This window comes from Streptococcus sp. Marseille-Q7156 (genome assembly GCF_965119495.1).
Genome location: NZ_CBCPLU010000001.1, coordinates 253,541 through 279,191, shown reverse-complemented (window position 1 = coordinate 279,191; position 25,651 = coordinate 253,541). Strand labels below are relative to the sequence as shown.

General features: G+C 39.2%; 35 protein-coding genes and 2 pseudogenes. 21 read left to right on the top strand and 16 right to left on the bottom strand.

Going from position 1 to position 25,651, the window contains the following annotated elements:
* The first annotated feature begins 81 nt into the window (after positions 1–81).
* The 3 genes from ACWPV5_RS01515 to ACWPV5_RS01505 are packed head-to-tail and all read left to right on the top strand — an operon-like array spanning position 82 to position 1,927.
* The gene (locus tag ACWPV5_RS01515; RefSeq protein ID WP_000119149.1) at positions 82–447 is read left to right on the top strand and encodes a GntR family transcriptional regulator; all 366 of its coding nucleotides are present in this window, start codon (positions 82–84) and stop codon (positions 445–447) included.
* Positions 448–451: 4 nt separating this feature from the next.
* Positions 452–1,147 (top strand): ABC transporter ATP-binding protein, encoded by a 696-nt coding sequence (locus ACWPV5_RS01510; RefSeq protein ID WP_050073389.1) that lies wholly within the window; start codon positions 452–454, stop codon positions 1,145–1,147.
* Positions 1,148–1,162: 15 nt separating this feature from the next.
* Positions 1,163–1,927 carry a hypothetical protein gene (locus tag ACWPV5_RS01505; protein WP_454382033.1) on the top strand — a complete coding sequence of 255 codons (765 nt, stop codon included), beginning with the start codon at positions 1,163–1,165 and terminating at the stop codon, positions 1,925–1,927.
* A 79-nt stretch (positions 1,928–2,006) separates the two neighbouring features.
* Here the strand turns inward: ACWPV5_RS01505 and ACWPV5_RS01500 are convergent, their stop codons facing one another.
* On the bottom strand, positions 2,007–2,870 hold the full coding sequence (locus ACWPV5_RS01500; protein ID WP_454382032.1) for an Rgg family transcriptional regulator: 864 nt from the start codon (positions 2,868–2,870) through the stop codon (positions 2,007–2,009).
* A gap of 98 nt (positions 2,871–2,968) precedes the next feature.
* Between ACWPV5_RS01500 and ACWPV5_RS01495 the strand changes: the two genes are divergently transcribed.
* From ACWPV5_RS01495 to gggC, 5 genes are all read left to right on the top strand, one after another.
* Positions 2,969–4,207, top strand: a complete 1,239-nt coding sequence (locus ACWPV5_RS01495; protein ID WP_033679907.1) for a caspase family protein — start codon at positions 2,969–2,971, stop codon at positions 4,205–4,207.
* A gap of 12 nt (positions 4,208–4,219) precedes the next feature.
* Positions 4,220–5,305: an N-acetylmuramoyl-L-alanine amidase family protein gene (locus ACWPV5_RS01490; protein ID WP_454382031.1), complete on the top strand. Its 1,086-nt coding sequence runs from the start codon at positions 4,220–4,222 to the stop codon at positions 5,303–5,305.
* Positions 5,306–5,502: 197 nt separating this feature from the next.
* Positions 5,503–5,943, top strand: coding sequence for a hypothetical protein (locus ACWPV5_RS01485; protein WP_454382030.1), 441 nt, complete (start codon positions 5,503–5,505; stop codon positions 5,941–5,943).
* A gap of 12 nt (positions 5,944–5,955) precedes the next feature.
* The gene (locus ACWPV5_RS01480) at positions 5,956–7,038 is read left to right on the top strand and encodes an N-acetylmuramoyl-L-alanine amidase family protein (protein ID WP_023943805.1); all 1,083 of its coding nucleotides are present in this window, start codon (positions 5,956–5,958) and stop codon (positions 7,036–7,038) included.
* 274 nt (positions 7,039–7,312) lie between these two features.
* Positions 7,313–8,860: a streptosactin export ABC transporter GggC gene (gene gggC / locus ACWPV5_RS01475; RefSeq protein ID WP_261219475.1), complete on the top strand. Its 1,548-nt coding sequence runs from the start codon at positions 7,313–7,315 to the stop codon at positions 8,858–8,860.
* Between the two features lie 51 nt (positions 8,861–8,911).
* Here the strand turns inward: gggC and ACWPV5_RS01470 are convergent, their stop codons facing one another.
* Together ACWPV5_RS01470 and ACWPV5_RS01465 are read right to left on the bottom strand one after the other, a co-directional pair.
* On the bottom strand, positions 8,912–9,607 hold the full coding sequence (locus ACWPV5_RS01470; protein WP_001288952.1) for an LrgB family protein: 696 nt from the start codon (positions 9,605–9,607) through the stop codon (positions 8,912–8,914).
* A complete protein-coding gene (locus tag ACWPV5_RS01465; protein ID WP_000781325.1) occupies positions 9,604–9,978 on the bottom strand; it encodes a CidA/LrgA family protein in 375 nt (124 codons plus the stop codon). Before ACWPV5_RS01465 ends, ACWPV5_RS01470 begins: the two co-directional genes overlap by 4 nt.
* Before the next feature lie 283 nt (positions 9,979–10,261).
* On the opposite strand from ACWPV5_RS01465, the gene ACWPV5_RS01460 reads away from it, so the two are divergent.
* The 7 genes from ACWPV5_RS01460 (at position 10,262) to queF (ending at position 13,810) form a co-directional block, all read left to right on the top strand.
* The gene (locus ACWPV5_RS01460) at positions 10,262–10,642 is read left to right on the top strand and encodes a MarR family transcriptional regulator (RefSeq protein WP_261044409.1); all 381 of its coding nucleotides are present in this window, start codon (positions 10,262–10,264) and stop codon (positions 10,640–10,642) included.
* A gap of 99 nt (positions 10,643–10,741) precedes the next feature.
* A complete protein-coding gene (locus tag ACWPV5_RS01455; RefSeq protein ID WP_000570255.1) occupies positions 10,742–10,963 on the top strand; it encodes a DUF4649 family protein in 222 nt (73 codons plus the stop codon).
* A 15-nt stretch (positions 10,964–10,978) separates the two neighbouring features.
* Positions 10,979–11,293, top strand: coding sequence for a thioredoxin (gene trxA / locus ACWPV5_RS01450; RefSeq protein WP_001029581.1), 315 nt, complete (start codon positions 10,979–10,981; stop codon positions 11,291–11,293).
* A gap of 201 nt (positions 11,294–11,494) precedes the next feature.
* A complete protein-coding gene (gene queC, locus ACWPV5_RS01445) occupies positions 11,495–12,148 on the top strand; it encodes a 7-cyano-7-deazaguanine synthase QueC (RefSeq protein WP_023933747.1) in 654 nt (217 codons plus the stop codon).
* Entirely contained in the window at positions 12,148–12,591 is a 444-nt protein-coding gene (gene queD, locus ACWPV5_RS01440; RefSeq protein WP_454382029.1) for a 6-carboxytetrahydropterin synthase QueD, read from the top strand. The genes queC and queD overlap by 1 nt, the downstream gene beginning before the upstream one ends.
* Complete coding sequence (gene queE / locus ACWPV5_RS01435; protein WP_454382028.1) at positions 12,584–13,300, top strand: 7-carboxy-7-deazaguanine synthase QueE; 717 nt, start codon at positions 12,584–12,586, stop codon at positions 13,298–13,300. The genes queD and queE overlap by 8 nt, the downstream gene beginning before the upstream one ends.
* A gap of 18 nt (positions 13,301–13,318) precedes the next feature.
* Positions 13,319–13,810: a preQ(1) synthase gene (gene queF, locus ACWPV5_RS01430; protein ID WP_000082587.1), complete on the top strand. Its 492-nt coding sequence runs from the start codon at positions 13,319–13,321 to the stop codon at positions 13,808–13,810.
* A gap of 57 nt (positions 13,811–13,867) precedes the next feature.
* Here the strand turns inward: queF and ACWPV5_RS01425 are convergent, their stop codons facing one another.
* Positions 13,868–14,536 carry an MIP/aquaporin family protein gene (locus ACWPV5_RS01425; protein WP_454382027.1) on the bottom strand — a complete coding sequence of 223 codons (669 nt, stop codon included), beginning with the start codon at positions 14,534–14,536 and terminating at the stop codon, positions 13,868–13,870.
* A gap of 144 nt (positions 14,537–14,680) precedes the next feature.
* Positions 14,681–15,031: a winged helix-turn-helix transcriptional regulator gene (locus ACWPV5_RS01420; RefSeq protein ID WP_454382026.1), complete on the bottom strand. Its 351-nt coding sequence runs from the start codon at positions 15,029–15,031 to the stop codon at positions 14,681–14,683.
* A 149-nt stretch (positions 15,032–15,180) separates the two neighbouring features.
* Here ACWPV5_RS01420 and ACWPV5_RS01415 point away from each other — a divergent pair, with 149 nt between their 5' ends.
* On the top strand, positions 15,181–15,558 hold the full coding sequence (locus tag ACWPV5_RS01415; protein WP_454382025.1) for a nuclear transport factor 2 family protein: 378 nt from the start codon (positions 15,181–15,183) through the stop codon (positions 15,556–15,558).
* Between the two features lie 167 nt (positions 15,559–15,725).
* On the opposite strand, the gene pepF is transcribed toward ACWPV5_RS01415, so the two are convergent.
* The 9 genes from pepF to ACWPV5_RS01370 form a co-directional block, all read right to left on the bottom strand.
* The gene (pepF, locus tag ACWPV5_RS01410; RefSeq protein WP_094753345.1) at positions 15,726–17,522 is read right to left on the bottom strand and encodes an oligoendopeptidase F; all 1,797 of its coding nucleotides are present in this window, start codon (positions 17,520–17,522) and stop codon (positions 15,726–15,728) included.
* Between the two features lie 10 nt (positions 17,523–17,532).
* Positions 17,533–18,276 (bottom strand): 16S rRNA (uracil(1498)-N(3))-methyltransferase, encoded by a 744-nt coding sequence (locus ACWPV5_RS01405; protein WP_454382024.1) that lies wholly within the window; start codon positions 18,274–18,276, stop codon positions 17,533–17,535.
* Between the two features lies 1 nt (position 18,277).
* Positions 18,278–19,228, bottom strand: a complete 951-nt coding sequence (prmA, locus tag ACWPV5_RS01400) for a 50S ribosomal protein L11 methyltransferase (protein ID WP_454382023.1) — start codon at positions 19,226–19,228, stop codon at positions 18,278–18,280.
* Positions 19,229–19,239: 11 nt separating this feature from the next.
* Positions 19,240–20,139: a GIY-YIG nuclease family protein gene (locus ACWPV5_RS01395; protein WP_454382022.1), complete on the bottom strand. Its 900-nt coding sequence runs from the start codon at positions 20,137–20,139 to the stop codon at positions 19,240–19,242.
* Between the two features lie 3 nt (positions 20,140–20,142).
* Positions 20,143–20,568, bottom strand: a complete 426-nt coding sequence (locus tag ACWPV5_RS01390) for an NUDIX hydrolase (RefSeq protein ID WP_454382021.1) — start codon at positions 20,566–20,568, stop codon at positions 20,143–20,145.
* A 1-nt stretch (position 20,569) separates the two neighbouring features.
* Positions 20,570–21,637 (bottom strand): M50 family metallopeptidase, encoded by a 1,068-nt coding sequence (locus tag ACWPV5_RS01385; RefSeq protein WP_454382020.1) that lies wholly within the window; start codon positions 21,635–21,637, stop codon positions 20,570–20,572.
* A gap of 18 nt (positions 21,638–21,655) precedes the next feature.
* A complete protein-coding gene (locus tag ACWPV5_RS01380; RefSeq protein WP_049523921.1) occupies positions 21,656–22,126 on the bottom strand; it encodes a DUF3013 family protein in 471 nt (156 codons plus the stop codon).
* Between the two features lie 293 nt (positions 22,127–22,419).
* A complete protein-coding gene (locus ACWPV5_RS01375; protein ID WP_102211390.1) occupies positions 22,420–22,872 on the bottom strand; it encodes a type II toxin-antitoxin system HicB family antitoxin in 453 nt (150 codons plus the stop codon).
* A 36-nt stretch (positions 22,873–22,908) separates the two neighbouring features.
* Positions 22,909–23,088: a type II toxin-antitoxin system HicA family toxin gene (locus ACWPV5_RS01370; RefSeq protein ID WP_001132287.1), complete on the bottom strand. Its 180-nt coding sequence runs from the start codon at positions 23,086–23,088 to the stop codon at positions 22,909–22,911.
* A 401-nt stretch (positions 23,089–23,489) separates the two neighbouring features.
* Here ACWPV5_RS01370 and ACWPV5_RS01365 point away from each other — a divergent pair, with 401 nt between their 5' ends.
* The 5 genes and pseudogenes from ACWPV5_RS01365 to ACWPV5_RS01345 all read left to right on the top strand — a co-directional run bounded on the left by ACWPV5_RS01365 (position 23,490) and on the right by ACWPV5_RS01345 (position 24,742).
* Positions 23,490–23,705 carry a hypothetical protein gene (locus tag ACWPV5_RS01365; protein ID WP_454382019.1) on the top strand — a complete coding sequence of 72 codons (216 nt, stop codon included), beginning with the start codon at positions 23,490–23,492 and terminating at the stop codon, positions 23,703–23,705.
* Between the two features lie 15 nt (positions 23,706–23,720).
* Positions 23,721–23,912: pseudogene (locus ACWPV5_RS01360) on the top strand (CPCC family cysteine-rich protein); the annotation flags it as partial.
* Positions 23,898–24,107: pseudogene (locus tag ACWPV5_RS01355) on the top strand (CPCC family cysteine-rich protein); the annotation flags it as partial. The pseudogenes ACWPV5_RS01360 and ACWPV5_RS01355, both read left to right, overlap by 15 nt.
* A gap of 214 nt (positions 24,108–24,321) precedes the next feature.
* Positions 24,322–24,531, top strand: coding sequence for a CPCC family cysteine-rich protein (locus tag ACWPV5_RS01350; protein WP_454382018.1), 210 nt, complete (start codon positions 24,322–24,324; stop codon positions 24,529–24,531).
* A 13-nt stretch (positions 24,532–24,544) separates the two neighbouring features.
* Positions 24,545–24,742: a hypothetical protein gene (locus tag ACWPV5_RS01345; protein ID WP_454382017.1), complete on the top strand. Its 198-nt coding sequence runs from the start codon at positions 24,545–24,547 to the stop codon at positions 24,740–24,742.
* A gap of 37 nt (positions 24,743–24,779) precedes the next feature.
* Here ACWPV5_RS01345 and ACWPV5_RS01340 read toward each other — a convergent pair whose 3' ends face one another.
* Positions 24,780–25,106 (bottom strand): hypothetical protein, encoded by a 327-nt coding sequence (locus tag ACWPV5_RS01340; protein WP_454382016.1) that lies wholly within the window; start codon positions 25,104–25,106, stop codon positions 24,780–24,782.
* A 2-nt stretch (positions 25,107–25,108) separates the two neighbouring features.
* Entirely contained in the window at positions 25,109–25,306 is a 198-nt protein-coding gene (locus ACWPV5_RS01335; protein ID WP_033683188.1) for a hypothetical protein, read from the bottom strand.
* Between the last annotated feature and the right edge of the window lie 345 nt (positions 25,307–25,651).

Sequence of the window (25,651 nt, the reverse complement as noted above, 5' to 3'; positions counted from 1 at the left end):
AATTCTTCTTTTTGCTTGACAAGTTTTTTGTTTTGTTGTATTATTTAATTAAGACAAAAGGATAAAAGAAAGGAGACCAAGATGTCCTGGACATTTGACAACAAAAAACCCATCTATCTACAGATTATGGAGAAAATCAAGCTTCAGATTGTTTCCCATACACTGGAACCCAATCAACAACTTCCAACCGTGAGAGAGTTAGCGAGCGAGGCCGGTGTCAATCCCAACACCATCCAAAGAGCCTTATCAGACCTCGAACGAGAAGGCTTTGTCTACAGCAAGCGAACAACTGGACGATTTGTGACTGAGGATAAGGAGCTAATCGCCCAATCGCGCAAACAATTATCAGAAGAAGAATTGGAACACTTCGTTTCCTCCATGACCCATTTTGGCTATGAAAAAGAAGAACTACCAGGCGTAGTCGGCGATTATATTAAAGGAGTTTAAGCCTATGTCATTACTAGCATTTGAAAATGTATCCAAATCTTATGGAGCAACACCAGCCCTTGAAAATGTTTCTCTTGAGATCCCAGCTGGAAAAATTGTTGGTCTCCTTGGCCCAAACGGCTCAGGGAAAACAACCCTGATTAAACTAATCAATGGCCTCTTACAACCAGATCAAGGACGCGTCCTTATCAACGACATGGACCCAAGCCCAGCAACCAAGGCTATCGTAGCTTATTTGCCGGATACGACCTATCTCAATGAGCAAATGAAGGTCAAAGAAGCCCTAACCTACTTCAAGACCTTCTATAAAGATTTCAATCTTGAACGTGCCCATCATCTACTTGCAGACCTAGGTATTGATGAAAATAGTCGTCTCAAGAAATTATCAAAAGGGAATAAGGAAAAGGTACAACTGATTTTGGTTATGAGCCGTGATGCTCGTCTTTACGTTCTGGACGAACCCATTGGTGGGGTGGATCCAGCAGCCCGTGATTATATCCTCAATACCATTATCAATAACTACTCCCCAACTTCTACCGTTTTGATTTCTACCCACTTGATTTCTGATATCGAGCCAATCTTGGATGAAATTGTCTTCCTAAAGGATGGAAAAGTCGTTCGTCAAGGTAATGTAGATGATATTCGCTATGAGTCAGGTGAATCCATTGACCAGCTCTTCCGTCAGGAATTTAAGGCCTAAGCAAAGGAGATTATTATGTTTTGGAATTTAGTTCGCTACGAATTTAAAAATGTTAACAAGTGGTATTTAGCTCTTTATGGTGCTGTTTTCTTCCTCTCTGTTCTTATTGGAATTCAGACACAATCCTTAATCAATCTACCTGAAAAAAATCAATCTGTTATACTTGTTCTTCTAGCTACTACCTTTGGCGGCTTGATAATTACACTGGGGATTTCAACTCTTTTCTTGATTATCAAACGCTTCAAAGGAAGTGTCTATGACCGCCAAGGCTATCTGACTTTGACCCTTCCAGTATCCGAACACCATATCATCACAGCCAAACTAATCGGTGCCTTTATCTGGTCGTTGATTAGCACTGCTGTCCTAGCTCTAAGCGCTGTTATTATTGTGGCCATAACGGTTCCAGAATGGATTCCTCTTTCTTATGTGATTACATTTGTAGAAACACATCTCCCTCAGATCTTTCTTACAGGTATATCCTTCCTACTAAATACCATTTCAGGAATCCTCTGCATCTACCTGGCTATTTCCATTGGACAGCTTTTCAATGAATACCGTACAGCACTCGCTGTTGCAGCCTACATTGGTATCCAAATCGTCATTGGATTTATTGAACTTTCCTTCAATCTTAGTTCTAATTTCTATGTCAATTCACTTGTAGGACTCAATGACCATTTCTATATGGGAGCAGGTATAGCCATTGTTGAAGAACTCATATTCATAGCTATCTTTTATCTCGGAACCTACTATATTTTGAGAAATAAGGTTAATTTGCAATAGTTTCATAATCAAAAAGGATAACATCTCATCGTAGAGAGGCTATCCTTTTTCTTTTATCTCATTTTCCGTCTAACTTTATTTAAAAAACAAATCCTTTTAAATCTGATTTAAAGGTCTTGTTTAATTTCTCTATTGTATCACTATCATTATATTCTTTAAATATTCTCATAGCTTTGGAACATTCTTCTTTACCTAACTCTACTTGATTCGTTTTTATGAGATAAATACCTTTTAAAAAAAGCAAATAAGTCTTTTCAAAATAATATCCTTGTCTAGTCAGTAAATTTTCTAAATCATCTATAAAAAATTGAGCGCTATCTAACAAATTATTTTTTAATAATAATTCTAAATTAAATAAATATAAAGGAATTACTCTATGTGTTCCCATATCTGTTTTTAAAAAATGTCGTGTTTTCTTGATTACCACTCTATATAGTAAGCTTATGGTCTTAGCATTCATAAAAAACACCGAATTATAGAAAATTTTCAGTTCATACTCCATCCAATTATCTACAGAAAGCAAATACTTGATTAGCTCATTACATTTAGATGTATTGTAAGGAAGGTTTGCAAGGCGATTAATCTGTTGTTCAGCAATCGATTTTATGTGACAATTGCATAGACTTTTTTCCTGCTTTTGTTTTAGCTCTATTTTCTTTATTAGTTCTTGTAACAAAATGATATCTGAAGAGTTTACAGCATGTTCTAATTCTTCAAAAAAGCATTCTTTTTTAGAATAATAGCAATGAACTAATTCTTCAAATTCCGAAAATGATATCCCCAGGCGATTTAATAACATGTAAAAATGATCAATAGATAATTTTGTAATCCCATTTTCGAAACGAGAAATAGTTGACTCACTAATCTTATCACAAGCCAAATCTTTAAGACGAAAATTTTTTGAAATACGGATATCCTTTAAAACTGCTCCAAAATTTTCCATAGTATTCCTCTTCCATTTCTGCAAAAAATAAAACCTGTTTTTTTATTTGTGGTATGATTATGATTATACAAAAATAAAACAGAAAGGACAATATGATTATGAAAAAAATTTTATTGTCATCAGTTGCTTTACTGAGCCTAGTGACATCACTATCAGTAAATAGTCCAGTTTCTGCTCAAGAATCTATTTCTCCCAAGGCTTATAGCCACTCTAATGGCAGTTGGATTCAATCGAATGGCCGTTGGTGGTATAAACATTCTGACGGTTCTTACACTAAAAACGGGTGGGAAAAGATTAATGAAACCTGGTACTATTTTGATAGTGAAGGTTGGATGAAAACAGGTTGGTTCAATGAGTATGGAAATTGGTATTATCTAGATGATAGTGGTGCTATGAAAACAGGCTGGTGTTTGATTTCTGGTAGTTGGTATTATTTAAATACTAGCGGTGTCATGCAAACTGGCCTACAGACTATCGAAGGGAAACAATATTATTTAGCTGATAGCGGTGCTATGCAGACAGGTTGGCACAATATTGGAGATGATACTTATTTCTTTGCTAGTAGTGGAGCAAGACAAACGATTAATCGCCGTGCCTTAGTTCTTGGTGAAACATCAACAACCGCTGTACCTATCGCAGATGTTAATGCTATGGAAAAGGTTTTTAGTAACCAAAACTTTAGTAAAGTTGTTCGGTTCCCAGATAAAACAAAAGCTGAGATTATTGCAAAAATGGAAGAACTTTTCAAATCTTCTAGCGAAAGCGATGTGAACTATCTTTACCTTACTTGTCATGGTGGAGAAGATGGGACGATAGCCATTGGTAGTGATAAAACATCATTTTCAGGCTGGGAATTGGCATCTCTACTGAAACAATATAAAGGTAAGTTTGTGGTTATGCTGGATTGTTGCTATTCAGGAACAATTATAGATGTAGGTAAGCCAGACAAAAAGGTTGCCTCCAAGTCTGAAGAAAGATTTGATGAACAAGCATTTTTGGCAGGATTCTCAACAGGAGATGTAGCAAGCAAGAATGGTGAAATGCTTAATTCTAAGTTCCTCGTACTATGTGCCTCTTGTAAGGATGAAGAGTCGTATAGTGCAGTCGGAGTAGGTAGTCTTGCCACCAGATACTGGGCAATGGGTACAGGTTGGGATCCGCTTCAAAATAGAATGATTTCGCCTATGGCAGACACCAACGCTAACGGAAAAATCACTTTAGAGGAACTGTATCAATACTCTTATCCTCTAGTTCTTGAAGATGCATCAAAAATTCGCGAAGAGCAACATGTATCAGTTTATCCTAAAAACAGCCAATTTGTTTTATTCCAAAAATGAGGGGTTAAGAAAATGAAAGTATCAAAAAAAATCACATTATTTAGTTTATCTCTAGCAGGTTTAGCTTTACTAGCTTTCCCTCATTCGGGAAAGGCCTTTGAGCTTAAAGAAGTTTGGCGTGTTAAAGGAGGAGTTGTATATCAAGATGACAAAATTCTTCGATTTAACAATGGCCATAGCGTAGATATCAAAGCCTTGGATTTGCCAAAAACTGAGAAAATCGAGTGGACGGTCAGTCTCAATGGTCAAGATCAAACTGTCAATTTCCTAAGTCAAGAAGTGGATAGATCCAATATCGGAGAAGAAGGACATTACCTAAATTTCTATGTTCCTTATGGCTATAGAGGAGATATCAAGGTAGAAGCCAAGAGCGGAAATGAAGTAAAGACCTGGTCCACTAAAGTAGTTGATGATGTATATAATGGTGGAAAGAGTGGCTACTACCATATTAAAGAATCAAATAATCAATACACCTACCTTGATACTAAATGGGACTATCAAACCAAGACCTACACTGCTACCTTACCAGAGACTCTCAATGGTCAAAAAGTCTATGCTTGGGCAGAGGAGTATGGTAATATTAAACTTGTAAAACCAGGGACTATCAGTCATTTCTACAAAGGGGGGGGAGTCTTCAGAGAACTTTATCCGATTGTAAAAGCAGAAAGCTGGCTAAATCTAAAAAATAGTGACGGTGAAACCTGGTACTATCAAAAACAAGGACAATTAGTTCAAAATGCTTGGGTTAAGGACAAGGGAACTTGGTACTTTATGAATGATAAAGGAGTCATGTTCAATAAAACTTGGCTCTATCAAGGTGGCAACTGGTATGCCTTTAAATCATCAGGAGCTATGATTGCTAGTGACTGGCTATATGATAATCACTCTTGGTATTACCTAAAAGACTCAGGTTCTATGGCGACAGGTTGGATCAAAGATAGTGGATCTTGGTATTATCTAAACAACTCAGGTTCTATGGCAACAGGCTGGGTGAAAGATAGCGGCTCTTGGTATTACCTTGCTTCATCAGGTAAGATGCTTCACAATACCTACACACCTGATGGTTACTATGTAGATGCCAGTGGCGCTTGGAAATAATCTAAAGTACATATTTTTTTCCATCGGTTATTAGTGTACCTGCTCAGACTAAATGTTATCAGAGCTACAAAAAATCTAGTTACCTTACTTGTCATGGAGGAGAAGATGGGACGATAGCCATTGGTAGCGATAAAACATCCTTTTCAGGTTGGGAATTAGCATCTATACTGAAACAATACAAAGGTAAGTTTGTGGTTATGCTGGATTGTTGCTATTCAGGAAAAATTATAGATGTAGGTAAATCAGATGAAAAGGCCGTCTCCAATTCTGAAGAAAGATTTGATGAACAAGCATTTTTGGCAGGATTTTCAACAGGAGATCCAGCAAGTAAGAATGGTGAAATGCTTGATTCTAAATTCCTCGTACTATGTGCCTCTTGGAAAGGTGAAAAATCGTATAGTGCAGTCGGAGTAGGTAGTCTTGCCACCAGATACTGGGCAATGGGTACAGGTTGGGATTCACTTCAAAATAGAATGATTTCGCCTATGGCAGACACCAATACTAACGGAAAAATCACTTTAGAGGAACTGTATCAATACTCTTATCCTCTAGTCCTTGAAGCTGCATCAAGCAGTAATAAGGAGCAACATGTATCAGTTTATCCAGAAAACAGTCAATTTGTTTTATTCCAAAAATAAGGGGTTAAGAAAATGAAAGTATCAAAAAAAATCACATTATTTGGTTTATCTCTAGCAGGTTTAGCTTTACTAGCTTTCCCTCATTCAGGAAAGGCCTTCGAATTGAAAGAAGAATGGGTTGTCAAGGGTGGTATTAAGTATCAAGATGGCAAAATTCTTCAATTTGACAATGGCAATGAAGTAGATATCAAAGTATTGGATTTGCCAAAAACTGAGAAAATCGAGTGGACGGTTAGTCTCAATGGTCAAGATCAAACTGTCAATTTCCTAGGTCAAGAAAAGGACAAGTCTATGATGGGTGTAGAGGGGCGTTACCTGAATTTCTACGTTCCTTATGGCTATAGAGGGGATATCAAGGTAGAAGCCAAGAGTGGAAATGAAGTAAAGACCTGGTCCACTAAAGTAGTAGATGATGTATATAATGACGGTGGAAAGAGTGGTTACTTCCGTATTGACGAATCAAATGATCAACACACCTACCTTGATGCAAAATGGGACTATCAAACTAAGACCTACACTGCTACCTTACCAGAGACTGTCAATGGTCAAAAAGTCTTTGCTTGGGCAGACGACTATGAAGAATTGAAACTTCAAAAACCAGGAGTTATCAGTCATTCCTACAGGGGGGCAGGAGCCTTCAAAATACTTTATCCGATTCTAAAAGCAGAAAGTTGGCTAAAAAAGAATTACAGTGAAAGCTGGTACTATCAAAAACAAGGGCAATTAGTTAAAAATGCTTGGGTTAAGGACAAGGGAACTTGGTACTTTATGAATGATAAAGGAGTCATGTTCAATCAAACTTGGCTCTATCAAGGTGGCAACTGGTATGCCTTTAAATCATCAGGAGCTATGATTGCTAGTGACTGGCTATATGATAATCACTCTTGGTATTACCTAAAAGACTCAGGTTCTATGGCGACAGGTTGGATCAAAGATAGTGGATCTTGGTATTATCTAAACAACTCAGGTTCTATGGCAACAGGCTGGGTAAAAGATAGTGGATCTTGGTACTACCTCGCTTCATCAGGTAAGATGCTTCACAATACCTACACACCAGATGGCTACTATGTAGATGCCAGTGGCGCTTGGAAATAATCTAATGTACACATTTTATTCCATCAGCTATTAGTGTACCTGCTCAGACTAAATGTTATCAGAGCTACAAGAAAAATCTAGATGATAATACAAAAAGCGAATCGAAACAACAAATTCTGTTTTGTTCGCTTTTTATTTAATCTGTTACATTTTGACATTGTCATTTAATTGTATATCCACCAAAAATTATATTTTTATATGAAGTATTTGAGATAAAGGAGTATAATGACTTTAAAACTAATTACATGTATATCGATAAGGAGGTCAACTCTTTATGCTGAGAAGATTTGTTACTAAGAAACACCTCATACTTTACTTCTTTTCTATTGCCGTTACCTGGCTGGAAGCGATTATCACACCAGCCCTTGTTCAGAACATTGTTGCTAGTTTTACCAATCAAGAACTAGGCCTTCTTTGGAAAGTTTTGATTTTGGGAATCCTTGGAAACCTCATTCTATTACTAGGCTTAGCTGGGAAACGCTATTACTACGCCCGTTTGATTACTGACTTTAAATATGGAATCAAGAGTGCTATTTTCAAGCGATTTTTAAGCAGTTATGAGATTGATGAAAAGGATATTTTGTCTGACCTAGAAAACGACGTCAAGCAACTAGAAGAAAGCTATATCGAGCCAACCGTCATCATCATTTCTTCTCTTGGTTTCACCACTGTGTCCATTCTCTATGCCTTGTGGACCAATTTTTACTTAGGCTTGATTTTCATCCTCTTCTACTCCTTTCCTGTACTCTGCAGTGCTATCGGATCAAAGCGCTTGGATTCACTTTCTGAAAAGCGGTCAACTGTTAACCAGAGCTACTTATCAAGCTTGACAAATTTTATTGGTGGCAGCCAACAAATTCGCCATTATCAGGGACAAGATTTCTTTTTTGCTCGCTACCAAAAGCAATTACAAACCAGTCTGGATGCCGAAATCAACTATGAAAAACAACGAACTTTAAACAGTCTTTTTATCAATAGCATCGATGCCTTTTGTTCTGTCACACCAATCGTCATCGGTGGTTTTATGACCTACTATAATTATTTAGATGCGGCGAGTTTTGTGGCCATCTATCTGGTTTCCCATAATATCGGCTATCAATTCCAAGAGTTGGCTTACTTTACCAACACCCGAAAAGCGACTCGAACTCTTCTCAACAAATACCAAAAACTTTTGGACCAGTCTGACTCCAACTCGCCTAGAAGCATAGAAAACATTTTCCCTATCCAGCTTGATACCATCTCCCTTGAAAAAGAGGGAAATAGTCTCTTATCTCCGATTTCCATGCACATCAAGCAAGGAGAAAAAATTGCCATTATCGGGGAAAGTGGCTCTGGTAAAACAACCCTGCTCAATATCATTCATGGAGAAGAGACACCAACAAGTGGACAGATTAGCTTTGCTGGGCAAAAACTTTCACGTCAAGAAATCACAAGTATTAGTTCCTATATTCTCCAAGATAGCCATTACTTTGACACGCTATCTCTGGAAGACAATATCCTTCTGGGAATGGATAAAAATCCAGAGACTTTAAATCATATCCTCAAAAAAACAGGATTAGAACATTTGAAAAATCGAACGCTCAGCAATGATAGTCTGTCTGGTGGAGAGAAACAACGCCTAGAAATCGCTCGCGCCCTCTACCATGATAGCCAACTCATCTTAGCCGATGAGATTAAGGCCAATCTTGACTTGGAAAATAGCAGGAAGATCAGTGACCTACTCTTCTCCCTACCTCAAACAGTCATTGAAGTCATTCACCACTACACGGAAGAAGACTTAAAACACTACGACCAAGTCATTCACTTAAGCAAAGAAAAGTAATACTCTATAACATACGATTTTAAAAAGCAAGGAAACCAAATTCCTTGCTTTTTAACTCAATATCAAACTAGCTACAATAGGGCTGACAAAGACATAGAGAATACCGGTGACGCCGATAGCCAAGCCACCCATAGCTCCTGCTACAGAGCCGTATCGAAAAGCCGTTCCTGTTCCGACTGCATGCCCTGTTCCTCCAAGGGAAAGACCAACAGCTACTGGATCGTCAATTTTCAACCACTTCAAAAGGGTTGGTCCGATGACACTGGTTAAAATCCCAGTCGCCACTACGACAACCAAGGTCACAGTGGTCAAGCCCTGCAATTTTTCTGTGATTCCCACTGCCATGGCGGTTGTCACTGACTTGGGAAAGAGGGAAATGGCTAGGAAAAAGTCCATGCCAAAGATTTTAGCTACAAGGGCTGTGAAAGAGGTATTGACCACTACCGCTAGCAGACTACCAAAGAGAATACTGCGAGCATGGTGCTTCATCAGATGAAAACTCTTGTAAAGCGGAATTCCTAGAGCCACGGTCGATGGGACAATCAAGTTATTCAGATAAACCCCACCTTGGTAGTAATCTTGGTAAGAAATCCCCGTCACCTTTAGAAAGATAATAATGAAAACAGCTGACAAAAGCAAGGGCGTTGTCAAAGGATGGGGAAAACGTCTGTAAATCAGCATCCCTACTAGATAAGCTAGGATAGACAGGGCGAGCCCAAACAGGGGATTGGAAACAAATTCACTCATTTGGCATCTCCTTTCTCATAATCTCCCTCAAACCGTCTCTTGATGAACTGAACCACCAAGGCTATGAGGATAATATTGATGACTGCTGCAAAAAAGACAATCAAAACAATTGGCAAAAGATAGGGAGCAATCACATCAAACTTCTCCATGATTCCCACTGCTGGCGGCAAAAAGAGAATGGTCATATTAGCCAGCAAGAAATTCCCAACCATGTTGACATGTCTAGTTCTCAGCCACTTGAATTGTAGGGCTAGAAAGAGAATAATCAAGCCGATAATACTGCCTGGAATGGGCAAATGAAAGAAACTGGAAATCCCCTCTCCGATTAGAGAAATCACAAAGAGAATCATTAATTGAACATATAATTTCATCCTAAACTCCACGAAATAGACTTCTTGCATACCAGTTTACTCTTTTTTCAGAAAATTTCAAGGAAATGCACAAGGAATAATGAAAATTAGAAATCGAAAGGGGATACAAACAATTCTTGACTTGTAAAAATTGGCTTGATTTAGGATAAGAGATGCCAGCGTCCTTCTTGCCAGCTCTTTTGAAAAGTAGTATAATTATTGCATGCGCAATCATCTTGTGATGCAGAGATTGTCCGTAAATAGACTTTCTTCTATTTATAACTCTAAAAAGAAAGGAGATACTATGACCTACTTGGAAAAATGGTTTGACTTCAATCGGCGTCAGAAAGAAATTGAAAGTCTCTTGGAAGAGACTATTGCCCAGCAGAGCGAGCAAAGTCTAACCTTGAAAGAGTTCTACCTACTCTACTATCTGGACTTAGCTCAAGAAAAATCTCTACGCCAGATTGACCTGCCAGATAAACTTCATCTGAGCCCCAGCGCTGTTTCTCGGATGGTGGCTCGCTTAGAAGCCAAAAATTGCGGTCTACTTAGTCGCATGTGTTGCCATCAAGATAGACGCTCTAGTTTTATCTGTCTGACAAGTGATGGGCAAAAGACACTGGCCTCGCTACAAAAGGCTGTCGAAGAAAGCTTGGAAACTGGTTTGAATTTCTTGATTTAAGATGATTTTAGAAAAAAGTTGCGTGCGCAATCATTTTTCTTGACATTCTCTTTTACAAGGAGTAAAATAAAGTCATCATTAAACAAAGGAGTTTTAAACATGATTGAAATTACCTATCTAGATGCCAGCAAGAACGAAAGAACTGTGACTTTCGAGTCTTATGAAGATTTTGATCGTTCACAACAAGCTTGCCTTATCGGCGTCGCAGACTACTACCCTGTCCAAAAATTAACCTACAACGGTCATGATTTGGACTACCATGGGACTTATGGAGATATCTTCTTCTATCTCAAGAAACAAGATTTAAGCCAATATAACTAAAAAAGGAGAAATACAATGGCAAAAGCAATTACAGATGCAACATTCGAACAAGAAACAAAAGACGGTTTGGTCTTGGTAGACTTCTGGGCAACTTGGTGTGGTCCATGTCGTATGCAAGGTCCAATCTTGGATAAATTGTCTGAAGAACTTTCAGAAGATGTTTTGAAAATCGTTAAAATGGACGTTGATGAAAATCCAAACACAGCTCGTGCCTTTGGAATCATGTCTATCCCAACTCTTCTCTTCAAAAAAGACGGCCAAGTGGTAAAACAAGTTGCTGGTGTTCACACAGCAGAACAAATCAAGGCCATCGTTGCTGAATTGAGCTAATCACACGAGAGACCAAGTACTTGCTTTGGTCTCTTTTTTCTTGCCCTTTGCCATTTTTCAAAAAATATGCTAGACTATAGGTAGAATATTACGATGTTTGGGACACGCCATCGCTAAAAAAAACCTCGATTTGGTATTTTTTAGCTCCCTCATGGGAGCTTTTTGCGTGCTCTAAACATTTCCCATTTTGGAAGGAGTACTATGAAACGTCAATCAGCCTTGGTCGTCTTTAGTGGCGGTCAAGATTCTACAACCTGCCTCTTTTGGGCTAAAGAACACTATGAAACAGTCGAAGCCGTTACCTTTGCCTACGGTCAACGCCATCATCTCGAAATTCAAGTCGCTAGAGAAATCGCTAAAGAACAGGGGATTCGTCATCATATCCTAGATATGTCTCTGCTGGGGCAAATCACTGAAAATGCCCTGACCTCTGATCTGGAAATTGAGCAAAAAGAGGGAGAGGTGCCTAATACCTTTGTTGACGGTCGCAACCACCTCTTTCTATCCTTTGCAGCAGTCCTTGCTAAGCAACGAGGCATTAAAGATATCGTGACAGGTGTCTGCGAGACAGACTTCTCAGGCTACCCCGATTGTCGAGATGTCTTTGTCAAATCCCTTAATGTTACCCTCAACCTTGCCATGGATTACGACTTTGTTATCCAAACACCTCTCATGTGGCTGGACAAGGCTGAAACTTGGGAATTAGCCGACCAACTCGGTGCCTTTGACTATGTTCGTGAAAAGACCTTAACCTGCTACAACGGGATTATCGGAAGTGGCTGTGGAGATTGCCCAGCCTGCCACCTACGTCAACATGGGTTAGATGTTTATCTCTCACAGAAAGGAGAGGACTAATGTTTTTTGCACCCAAAGAAATCAAACAGGAAACTGGGGAGTCTCTGGTCTACAATCCTCACAGAACCTTGGTATCAAAAGAGTTTACCTTCGATGCTGCCCACCACCTCTTTCACTATGAGGGAAAATGCAAATTCCTTCATGGTCACACCTATCATCTGCAGATTGCTGTCAGTGGATTTTTAGATAAACGTGGCATGACCTACGATTTCGGAGACATCAAAGCGATCTACAAGAACTACTTAGAGCCCCACTTGGATCATCGCTATCTCAATGAAACTCTTCCCTATATGAACACGACTGCTGAAAATATGGTTTACTGGATTTTCCAAACCATGAACCAAGAGTTGCCAGACGAACGTGGTCTCCGTTTGGAATATGTTCGCCTCTATGAGACTCCGACTGCCTTTGCGGAGTTTAGACGGGAGTGGTTAGATGACTAGGGAACGTGTCCTCAAACTACCAGTTCTGGAAATTTTTGGCCCAACCTTTCAAGGCGAAGGCCGTGCCATCGGGCAGAAAACCATGTTTGTCCGCACTGCTGGTTGCGACTACCACTGCGACTGGTGCGATTCTGCCTTCACTTGGGATGGCTCTGAAAAGCCAACTCGTATGACAGCTGACGAAGTCATTGCTGAGTTGGATAAATTAGGGAGCTACGACTATGTCACCCTATCTGGAGGAAATCCTGCTATTTTAGCAGCCAACATGGCCGAATTGGTCACTAAACTCAAGCAACGTGGTGTCACTCTGGCTGTTGAGACCCAAGGTTCCCGCTGGCAAAATTGGTTGAAAGACATCGACCAGGTCACTCTCAGTCCCAAACCTCCTTCATCCAAGATGGAAGTCAACTTTGAGACCCTGGACTTTATCGTTTCCCAACTGGATCCAGACAAGGTCACCTTTAAAATCCCTGTCTTTGACGATGCAGATTTGGCCTTTGCCAGAGGCATACAAGAACGCTACCAACCAGATGTCCTCTTCTTATCGGCTGGAAATCCTGAGCCCAAGGCTACAGGTAATATTGTCCAAGACCAATTGGATCGTCTCAAAGAACTCTGGGAACGCATCGCTGCCGACGATAGCTGGGGCAATGTCCGCGTCCTTCCTCAACTGCATACCCTCCTCTACGATAATCAACGTGGTGTTTAAGATTAGAAAGAAAAAATCATGTCACAACAAGAAGAAATGAAAAACCTAAGCCTACTGGGCAACAAAGAAACCAACTACATTTTCGAGTATCAACCAGAAGTCCTCGAATCCTTTGACAATCGTCATGTGGAAAATGACTATTTTATCAAATTTAACTGTCCTGAATTTACCTCACTTTGCCCAATCACTGCTCAGCCAGACTTTGCGACTATTTATATTTCCTACATTCCTGACAAGCTCTGTGTTGAGTCAAAATCCCTCAAACTCTACCTCTTTAGCTACCGAAATCATGGAGATTTCCACGAAAACTGTATCAACACCATCGGGAAAGACTTGGTCAACTTGCTAGACCCTCGCTATTTAGAAGTCTGGGGAAAATTTACACCTCGCGGTGGCATTTCAATCGACCCCTACTACAACTACGGTAAGCCAGGAACTAAGTATGAAGGCTTGGCAGAACAACGCCTCTTTCAACACGACCTTTATCCAGAGAAAATTGACAACCGCTAAACTCATACGAAAAAGCCCTGTTCCTCGAGATGAGGAGCAAGGCTTTTTGAGTTTCAATTATTCTTCTGTTCCAAGGAAGTTTTTAGCAACAAGGGCTGCAAGAACTCCACCAACAATTGGTGCAAGGATGAAAATCCATACTTGTTGAATGGCTGCGCCACCTACCAAGACAGCTGGTGCCAAGCTACGAGCTGGGTTTACTGAAAGTCCAGTAATGTTCAATCCAACAAGAATCATAGCCATCAATGACAAACCGATTACCAAACCAGCAATCGCGCCATTTCCTTTACTTTCTGAAGTAACAGTCATGATAACCACAACAAACAAGAAGGTTGCGATGACTTCAAACAAGAATCCACCAAAGACAGTGACACCGTTTGCCAAGGCATTTTCACCAAGGCTAGCAGTTGACATGCCTGAGTTAGACAAGAGGAAGAATACCGCAGCTGACGCAAGGAAAGCTCCAACTACTTGTCCAAGGATGTAGTTTACAAGCTCTGAAGATGACAAACGTTTGTTAATAAACATAGCGATCGAAACCGCTGGGTTCAAGTGAGCACCTGAAATAGTTCCGATTGAGTAGGCTGCAACCACGATTGCCAAACCAAAGGCAAAGGCAATCCCTAGGTGACCAAGACCTTCAAGACCATTTCCAAAAACAACAGCTCCTGTTCCGACGAACACAAGCATGAAAGTACCGATTAACTCAGCGACAAATTTTTTCATTTTCTTTCTCCTTTTTTCAAAAACTAGATACTAGTCTATCAAAAGAGGGAAAGGGTTTCAAGAAAATTGATTGGAAATATACTGGTTTGCCTCACTATCTTTTAATTAAGGAATTAAACAGAAAATACATTTCCTCTATAAGACTTATCCGTTGCTTATCTCACTAGCATTTAGCAACTTGATATAATATAGACCCCATTTCTCGACAGCATCTAAAACAACTCTGAATTCCTGCCCCATTTCGGTTAAGCTGTACTCAACTCGTGGTGGAACTTCGGCATAGACCTTTCGTTGAACAATCTTATCCTTTTCTAATTGACGGAGATGACGGGTCAAAATAGTTTGAGTAATCCCAGGCAATAATCTCTGCAATTCTTTAAATCGTTTGGTACCTGTACTCAACTGATAAATGATTACCAGTGCCCATTTCCCAGTTAAAACCCTCTGCGTTGTCGCAAATGGACAAATACCATACTCACTCACTTTATTTGTCATAAAATATCTTCTTTCTATTTTTTAAAAAAATTTATCTTTTAGTATCAATAATAGTACTACTTTTGATACTAGCTATCGAAAAAGTGTCTACTTGTTTTTTTATTTGTAACTGTTACAATTATATCATAAAAAAGAAATGGAGAATAGATATGTCAACAAACTTAGAAATTTTCAATGCTTATAACCAAGCTTTAATTGCTGGTGTCTTTGAAACGATGGCAGACGATATTATCTGGCATCAACCTGGTACTCATAGTATATCTGGTACAGTTGTTGGTAAGGACAAGCTAGGAACTCACCTGGCTACATTTGCTGAGAAAACTAATGGAACCTTTAAGGTGGTAACAAATTGGGTTTCTGACAATAAGGATTTAATCGCAGCCAATGTTACTTTTCTTGGAACACGGGCTGATGGTACTGAACTCAATATGAACGGAATTGACCTCTTCCGCATTGAAGACAGAAAAATCAAAGAAGTTTGGCTCTTCTCTTCAGATCAAGCTGAAGAAGATAGCTTTTGGGGATAATTTAAGAGGCTAGGACAAAAAACTTTGATTTTAGGAATTCTTTATTATAAATTTTTAAAATCGATAGATTAGAAAAAAGCGAATAAGACAGAATTCTGAGTATCAGATAACTCGTTTTGTTCGCTTTTTTTATTTAAGGTTAGACTTTTGTCCCAGACTCTTTTAATTTACTCTCCCAACTGGGCACTGTAGGCGATGATCTGATCAACTGTGTCAGACAAGAATTGGATGGTATCACGGAGTGGTTTATCTGTTGAAATATCAGCACCGATAATCATAGCTGACTCAAGTGGTGTCTTGCTACCACCTGATTTGAGGAGATTGAGCCAATCTTCAGCTCCAGTTTCTGAATGTTTCAGATGAAGGTAACCTGCAGTCGAAATCACAAGTCCAGCTGAGTAAGTGTAACTATACAAGCCCATATAATAGTGAGCTTGGCGCATCCAAGTCAAAGCTGCATCGTCGTCGATTTCAATAGCATCTCCCCAGAAATCCGTCAAAACTTCCTTCATAATGCTGTTGAGCTTGCTTGCTCCAAAGGTCTCCCCTTCTTCAATCAATGTATACACCTTACGCTGGAAGGCTGCTTCCAAGAGGTGGGTGATGAAATTATGGAAGTAGGTGTCTGTCAAGCGGTGAGCCAGAGCGAAGCGTTTTTGACGAGGGTCGTCAGATTGGTGCTCCAAGTAATCACTGAGAAGCAATTCATTGAAAGTTGACGGTGCTTCAACATAGTAAGTCGACATGTGAGCATTGAAGTAACTTTGATGATTATCTGAAAAGATGAATTGACCAGAATGCCCGATTTCATGAATCAAGGTATAAACATCGCTCAAACGACCTGTCCAGCTCATGAGGACATAAGGGTGCACGCGATATGGGTCCGCTGCATAGCCACCAGAATCCTTGCCACTATTGGCAGCAAAGTCCACCCAGCGCTCTTCTTGATAGCGAGCAACTTCCTGACAATATTCCTGCCCCAAAGGTTCCACCGACTTCATGACCAAATCATAGGCGTCGTCAATGGTCACTTGAGGATTCAGGGCGCTGTCCAAATCTAATTTCCAGTCTGCAAAGGTCATCTTTTCAAGACCATTGACCTTAGCAACATGCTTGAGGTATCTCTGAGCAACGGGCGCAAAATCCTTCATGATGAGGTCAATCTGACGATCAAACATAGCACGGTCCACTTCTTGCTCAGCCAGGAGATAATCAAAGACTGAGTCGTAACCCTTCATATCTGCTAGTAGTTTTTCAGACTTGACTTGGGCTAGATAGGCTGCTGCAGCCGTATTTTGGTGCTTACGAAGACCTTCTGAGAAGGAACGGAAAGATTTCTCACGAACCTCAGCATCCTCATGATTTTGGTAGAAATTCTCATAAGTAACAAAGCTGTTTTTGTAGGTCTTACCATGGGCTTCAAAGTCAGCCATTTCAAAGTCCCCAGCTCGCATTTTAGTGTAAATATCCTGCGGACTGTAGAAAACTTCACCGAGATTGGTCAAGGCCTTCTCCACATCAGCCCCTAGATAGTGGGCTTTTTTGATTTTGGCTTGACGAATGGCGGCTGTTAAATGAGGCAATTTACCCAAACGGTCCAAGACTTCCTCATCTGCTGCCACCAAGGCATCGTCAAAGAAGGTCAGAGCTACGCTGGCATCTGTTTCAAATTCCATCCCAGCTTGGGCGATATTAGCAAATTCGTCATTGCTATAGTCCGTCGTCTGAGGCATAAAACCATAGTTACCAATATGGCTCATCTGAATGTAGATTTGTTCCAATTCCGCAAAGGCTTTTTCAAAATCCTCAAAAGTATGAAGATTACCCTTGTAATCACGGCTAAATTGATTGATGTCTTCTCGAGCCTTCTCGATTGCACGTAAGAAATCCTCACGGTCTTGGTATAGGGCTGTTAAATCCCAAAGTTCCTTCTCTGGAAATTCTGAACGGTGTTTTTGTTCCATTTTCTTCCTCTTATTTCTCTAATTCTAATAAAACACTAAGGGCTGATAAGGCGTAAAGTGGTGCTGTTTCTGCTCGCAAAATACGAGGACCAAGTCCTGCCAAGACTGCTCCCTTAGCTTCAAAACTTTCGATTTCTGCAGGTGACAGACCACCTTCTGGACCAAAGATAAAGAGCAGTTTGGCTCCTGTTTCAAGACCAATGACTGCTTGCAGAAGTGCAGCGGCTTCTCCTTCTTTAGCTGACTCTTCATATGCCACTACGATTCGGTTAAATTGGTCAAGTTGAGCTAGAAAGTCTGATTTTTTCTCGAAAAGCTTGATACTTGGAACGATATTACGCTTGCTTTGCTCTGCTGCTCCAAGGGCAATTTTTTCTAGTTTTTCAACTTTTTTGCCCAATTTCTTGCCATCCCACTTAGCAACGGACCAATCGGCAGGGAAGGCCCAAATCTGGCTGGCGCCCAGTTCGGTTACTTTTTGAGCGATAAACTCCAGCTTGTCCCCCTTGGGAAATCCAGATGCAATGGTCACTTGGACTGGCAGTTCCACATTGTCAGCTAATTCTTGGACCAACTCAAACTGACGGGCTTCCACATCCAGCACACGCGCCAAGCGCTTGATACCATCATCAAAGACCAAGGTCACTTCATCATCTTCTTTCAAGCGCATAACCTGAAACATATGCTTGCTGGTTTCCTTGTCCTCGATGGTGACAGGAGAGATTGCACTCCCCTTGACAAAATACTGCTGCATGCTAGCCTCCAATCACACCGGAAATATCCTTGGTCTTCTTGAAGACACAGGCATTCCATTCCCCTTGGATCATATGAGTTTCAAGGAAAAATCCAGCTGACTCAGCCGACTGGCGTACCATGTCCCACTTGTCCTTGATAATGCCACTCATGATGAGGTAACCTTCATCCTTGACCAAGCGGTAAGCATCATCCGTCAGATGAACGAGGATATCCGCCAAGATATTAGCCACAATCACATCTGACTCAATCTTAACTCCCTTAAGCAAGTCTCCTGCTGCTACATGGATGTTTTCCATACCAGGGTTGAGTTCAATATTTTCTTGAGCAACTCGAACCGCTACATCATCCAGGTCGTAAGCAAAGATTTCCTTGGCACCAAGCAGCGAGCTGGCAATGGAGAGAACCCCTGAACCAGTCCCCACATCTAGCACCGTTTCTCCACCACGAAGAACCTGTTCCAAGGCAAAAAGGCTCATCTTGGTAGTTGGATGGGTTCCTGTCCCAAAGGCCATACCAGGATCCAGCTTGATAATCTTTTCCCCAGCAGTCGCCTCATAGTCTGTCCAAGACGGCACGATGGTCAAATCATGAGTGATACGAGCAGGTTCATAGTATTTCTTCCAGTTGTCTGCCCAGTCTTCCTCAGCCAAGGCAGTCGTACCCATTTTTACCTCTCCCAAGTCCATAAAATCAGTTAGTTCCGCGAGACGAGCCTGCAAATTTGCCTCAACCGTTGCTACATCAACCGTATCAGGGTAGTAGGCTGTCACTACGATTTCTTCTTGCTGCTCAACCTCTGGGAAAATCTCACCGAAGCGGTCAACATTTCCTACATAGTCCATGCTGTCTTCAATCGCAACACCTTGCGCCCCCAGTTCAATCAGGAGGTTAGAAACTAACTCCTCTCCCTCACGCTTCACTGTAACTTTTAACTCTTGCCATGTTTCCATAAATTTTTTCCTTATCGATCTATTAATTCTTCTAATTCTTTTAAAGTTCTTCCATCCTGATCTTTCCAATCAGTTCGACCGTTCGTTTGCATACCCAGCAAAAAAGCCGCTGCATAAGAAGGGCTAGAAAAGAGTTGTTTTTCTTTTAACACTCCATCTTGAATGACCCGAGAAGCTATTAAATTCTGACGCATTTCTTTTAAACTTGCTGGAAGGTATGGAGAATCCTTTATTTCTACTTGACTTCCTTCTAAAACAACAAAACCTTCAGTTGTCCGTTCACAAGTTGCTTCTATTACTTTGTTAGATTTCTTAATTTTACGCTTTAAATAAAGATAAGTTGAATGATTATCAGTCAGATCTTGACTAACTTTCTTTGTCATTGGAACAAAAACACGATAACCTAAAGTTCCAATAATCATTAGCGTATTTTCAACAATTTCATCCAGTTCAGATTCCTTTTCCTCAGTTACATTACCAGGATTTGGATCATTCCCATTTTTCACAATGTAGCGACCAGCTTCTTTAGCAAGTTGAGTAAATTTATTTTCCAAATAGCTAATTTCTGTTGGACCAAAAGAATTATTTTGAGTTGTTAGAATTATGACATCATTAAAATAATCTGCGTGAGTATCGCGGGTATGCTCTTGAATTCGCAACAATACCCCTTCACCATTTTTTCGAGTTGTCGCCTGACCAATATAGGTCACATCTTTCTGTTTATCTTCATCTCGACCAAATAAGAAATAAATACCACTTTGTTTCATTTCATCACGCGACTTCAAATCACCCAACTGAATACGAGGTATTTTGTAAATCACTCCCGTCCAATTTGACAAAGTACATTTGATTTTTCCAGTCACTTCACCATCCATGAGAAACATATTGATATTTTTGCTACGCTTCTCCATTTATCAAACTTCCTCCATATAATCTCTCACTCTATCCTGCAACTGAGGTACAACTTGACTGGAAGTAAGAAATTCCTCGACATTCATTAACTGATAACCCTGTCCCTCATCTCCAAATACGATACTGTCAAACTGGTTCTGTGTCAACTGACCGACTAGAAATACAGATTGTTTATCCGCAAAAAGCATACTTGGATAAACCTTACTCCAAAGCAAACAATCTTCATTTAAATGAATTCCCAGTTCCTCATAAACTTCACGCGCTACGCACTCGAAAGGGCTTTCGTCCCCTTCACGACCACCACCTGGCAACTCCCACATGTTGGGACAAGGAATATCGTCCTTGTCATCACGTAAGATAGTCAAGACCTTATCCCCACAAATCAAGGCAATCTTAGATCCTGTAAAATCAGAAATTTCTATTTCCATATTAGACTCCTTCGGCTAATTCCTTTTCCAGCTCGGCTAACCAGTTTTCATAATATCTTTTCTCATCCCGTAACATCCGGCTGCTATTCATTTTCTGTCTAGCAATCTTCATAGTCTTGTGAGTTTGAACTACATCTTTCTTTACCTTAAATTGATACCAGGCTTGAATGACCTGCATATCTGCTGTTTTTAGAGATAAAAAGGATTTGACCCCTCGAATACTTGCATATTCTTCCGCTTTCTTATTATCTCCTTCTATCAGAGCAATTTGAAGAAGGTATAATTGAGAACTAGTTTTAGACATTGGATTATCTGTTTTCTCTAACACAGACTGAAACTGTTGCTTTGCAAGCTCTATATTATCATCCAATATGAATACCAATCCCTGAAGAGTCCGAACACTTTCTGCAAAACTCCCTCTCACATCCTCATCAACAGACATGACAAAGTCTTTTAAATCATATTCTTGAGGAGCTAGCAAGGTCTGGGCAGAATGCCTCAACATCAGGTAGACGTATTTTGTATTTTCAGGGTATTGTAGCAATTCCCAAATTTTTGCTCCATCGGTAATCCCAACTGGCAGAGCATTGAAAAGAAAAAGAGATAAATTTAGACAAATCCAAGTGCCTGCAAAATACCAGTTTGTTGTCAAAAAACCAAAAAGTGTTGCCAATAATACCAAGCAAAGGTGAACTATCAAGCCTCCTGAAAGCATCAAGATGATTCTTTGATCACTTTCATTCTCTTTTAAACCAATATACTGAGCACCAACATTTTTCAAAACGGCTGTTCGGCTAAGAGAAAACTTGCCTGACTTTTTAGTCAGAAGAAAATTCCCTAATCCAAAAGCTACCAGCCGATAGCCTGTCAAGTAGCCACAAAAAGCATGTCCCAGTTCATGAAGAATAAAGATTACATACATACTTAGAAGAGCGAAGGCATAACCAAAAGTAAAGACTAAAACTGCGGAATACCCCAACTCTGCAAATGCGATTGTTCCACAAGCAAAAGCTAGCATCATCACAAGAACAGACACTGTCTGAATCAAATACGTCACAATTTTTTTCATAAACTCTCCCAATAATCCCTAGTATCTCGGATAAGGATAAAACTCTCCCTCTTCCAAGCCTACTTTTCCTTCTTCAAAGACTTCTTGGTTCCATTCCATAACAAATTCTTCTGCTTCTGGATCTTCCAAAAAGTCCATGAGGGCATCCAGCCCAACCTCGGCAGTATCTTTAAGGAACAGCGCAAAATAAGCTAAAAATTCGCGAGAAAAACCTTTTTTAGGCAAGTAAGGGATGACCGTCAAATAGTCTTCTGTATTGACGGTTGACTTGGCAGGATTGTAAAAAAGCACTGCTTCTTCAAAGAGGATATCATCTGATGAAACTTCTCCATCTTCATCCACCATCTCCACACCTGCAGCATTTTGCGCTTCCAATAGAAAACTCACTTCAACCGCGTGGTTACGCTTGTCCCAACTAATCTCAAAGTCAAAGGGAAAGTTCTTTTCCAACTCTTCCTCTAAAACATCTAAAAATCCATATGTTGCCATTTTGTCCTCTTTCTATGCGACTCTTTAATCGCCCCGATTGGCTCGGAAATATGCTAAAATAGATACTACCATCTTACCACAAAATTATTTTATGTCCTAATTATACCATATTACCTCATTTAAACCCTTGGTATCAGTGATTTTCTTAAACGGTTGATTTCTTTATTTTTCCTGAAAAATCAATATAAAAAGCCCTCGAAAGGGCTAAGAAATCTATAAAATCAATAGGCAAGTAACTAGCACAATTGGACGTGCTTTTTTTATTAACTAGTACCACTATACCATACTTAATCTTAAGCTTGTATCTTCTTATCTGCAATAGCGTCTGTCAAAGTCTGAGAAAAGTTAAGTCCCATTTCTCGTCCCAACTTATCTGCCCACCTTGGTATGGTCAAGGTCTTTTTAATTGGTTCCTGACTTCCTAGATATTCTGATACATCAACAGATACCATAGAAATAAAAGATTTATCAAGGTCATAGGTTGACACGAAATCTTCATCATCTTTAAAAGGATCATTATCAATTAAAGACAAGCTATTGATATCTGATGGCTGGGGCAAATCTTCATCATTCTCTATCAAATCTGCAACAGTTATGCCTAACCACTCCGAACCCATAGCCAGAGCCTCAGAAATCCCCTCTCCTTGTGTAGCTGAGTATTCAAAATCCGGGAAATGAACAAAATAAGTCGCTTTTACCCCATCTGTATCATCATAATAAAATAAAGCTGGATATGTCACTAACATTTCACTACCTCCATATCAAAAAGCAGAGGCTGAATTTTACAACCCAGCTTGCTTTCTTATCCCTCTTTCAGTGTACTTATTCAGCTCACCATGAGGGATTGTGATAGGTCTTTCCCCTTGCTTCTCCATTTTAATATGGGAGCCTTTACCGCCTCTAGTCTTTATCCAACCATGAGCCGTAAGGAGTTTAACCATCTCTTTTTGTGTCATAGGCATAGCGCTTTTACCTCCTGACAACACCATTATAGCACGTGCTACACGTATTGTAAAGAAGGGATACGTATTATTCTCTTATATCACAAAATCCCCTATGTGTGGTTCTATGAGATTAGCCTTATATAAAAGGATAGGCAGGACTATCGGAGCTCCTGATTTTCTCGACCCACTAGAAATGGCGAGATTCAATCTCAACATTACTTCTCCTCGCTTCATTAAAAAATAATTATCACCCAAAATTATATTACGATTTTTATAAAAGACTAGCAAAAACTACTAAATCAATACATTCGGCATACGAGAAACTTGCATTGTCAGATAAACTGTTTTATCATTTACCATACTTCATTCATTAGTAATATCACTTGATTTGAAGTATAATATTGGAAAGGAAATCAGTAATGAATTTAGAACAATATTTAAGAAAAGAAATTAGGGTTGTTTTTGTTGACGGTCAAATTTTAGAGGGTCATTGTAATAGCTTTACAGGGAAACTTGATACAGTAGATGAACTCTATGATGAAATTACAATAAGAACAGATAAATATCTATATGTTGGATTTAATGAATCTGAAATCGCATCAATAGAGTTAACTCAATACGGTATTACAAAATAACAGGAGTTGTTTATCATGAATAAAACTAAAAAAGAGAATTTAATTTTCATTGATGGTTGGGAGCATGTGCATTGCCCTGTATGTGGAACTTTAGTAGAAACTTATGATATTTGCGATGTTTGTCATTGGCAAAATACGGGAGCATTTAATATCGATGGCGGTCCTAATAAAATGACGCTTGCTGAAGCGAAAATGGCTTATAAAAGGAAAAACGACATAAATGAATCACAAAAGACTTGGGTAATTGATGGATATTTATGGTTACATTGTCCCGTTTGCGGAACTGAGGTTATGGACTATGATATCTGTGATGTCTGTCGTTGGCATAATACTGGTATTATAAATATTGACGGTGGCCCAAATAAATTGACTCTAGCCGAAGCCAAAGAAGCTTACGCAAGGAGAAAAATCGTAAAAATTCTAGAATTTGATACAGTGTTGTTAAAAAACGGTCAAACGGCGACAATTGTCGAAAAGTTAAGTGAAGATACTTTTATTGCTGACATAGGAGATTCCCCGAAAGACTGGGATACTATTACAATTACAATCAATGATATTGAAAAAGTAGTGTATAGAAATAGCTAATATATTTGTATAGTGTTGGGAGTAACCTTAAATGAATAAGACTGGAAAAGAAAATTTAATCATTATTAACGGTAGAGAATATGTCCATTGTCCAGTATGTGGTACTGTTACAGCAGTATATGATATCTGTGACGTTTGTCAGTGGCAAAATACAGGTGAAACTAACATCGATGGTGGTCCTAATAAGATGACACTTGCAGAAGCGAAAGAAGCTTACGCAAAAGGTATTCCAATAATATAAAAAGGAAAAATTTATGAAACTTGAAAACTTCAACAATAAATTTGTTAAAATTACTGATATTGACGATCAAACATTTGTAGGGATTTGTCTGTTTGAAGATAAAGAAGTATATGATGAAGAATACGACGGTTTATCTATCCAAACAGGAAATAGATGGATTAAACTATTCGAGAATGAAATTGTAACAGTTGAAATTATCAATCAAGATTAAATGGAGTAAAAACTCCTTCTAATAGATAGCCACTATTTCACTTTTCAACCATGTTTATAATTTCTTTTAAGCTTGGTTTGGTTTTTCTAATTCTATCCCATGCCCTCATTTTTATAAAAGTCCCCAAATAGATGCCGTTTATCTTTGGCATTTCGTTTGAAAGATTGTATTTCTCTCGAATCTCCTCCTTATGACTTTCTACAAATTTGCTACGAGGCAAGCAATAAAAAATACCTTCCCCAAAATAACTTAAGTCTTCATCAGATAGTTCAATAAGTTCTTCAGGTTTTACAAAAATAGCTCTGTTCACTCTATCTTTGCCACTGGCAAAGGCTTTCTCCACAAATCTTTTATCTAGTCCCATCTTTATTTAACTCTCTCAAATTGTTTTAATTCTAAATCAGTCAATTCATTAAATTCTCTTCCTGTTGCGCTTAAATACTTGTTGATTTTTCCAAGATTATATTTCATCGGTTCTGGCTTAACTCCTTTTGGTAAACCAACTAGTCCATCAAGTTCCATGAATAACTGATTTTGAAGTAATTTTGAATTTAAAGTAGTCACCTAGTTCCATTTTCTCCTTTTCAAATATTATTATCTAAAATTTCTATCCCCTATGTACTTTATCAAGAAAAGTTTCTGACTTGGCAGTTTTATTCTTTCTTTTACTATTCCACCTCTCCTTCATTATAATTCATACAATAACATTTAGCAATATTATTTCACAAGTCAGCAATTCTACTTCTTTGGACTCAACTTTCATATTTTGAGTTTTAAGGAAAATCAATTCTGTTATGCTGATACCTCTCTTCAGCAAATTAAATGGTCAAAAAGATTCTATCTCACCCTCCAATGTTACAAAAACATTGAAATATCACAACTAATAGGCTAGAATGGACATAGTAAGAT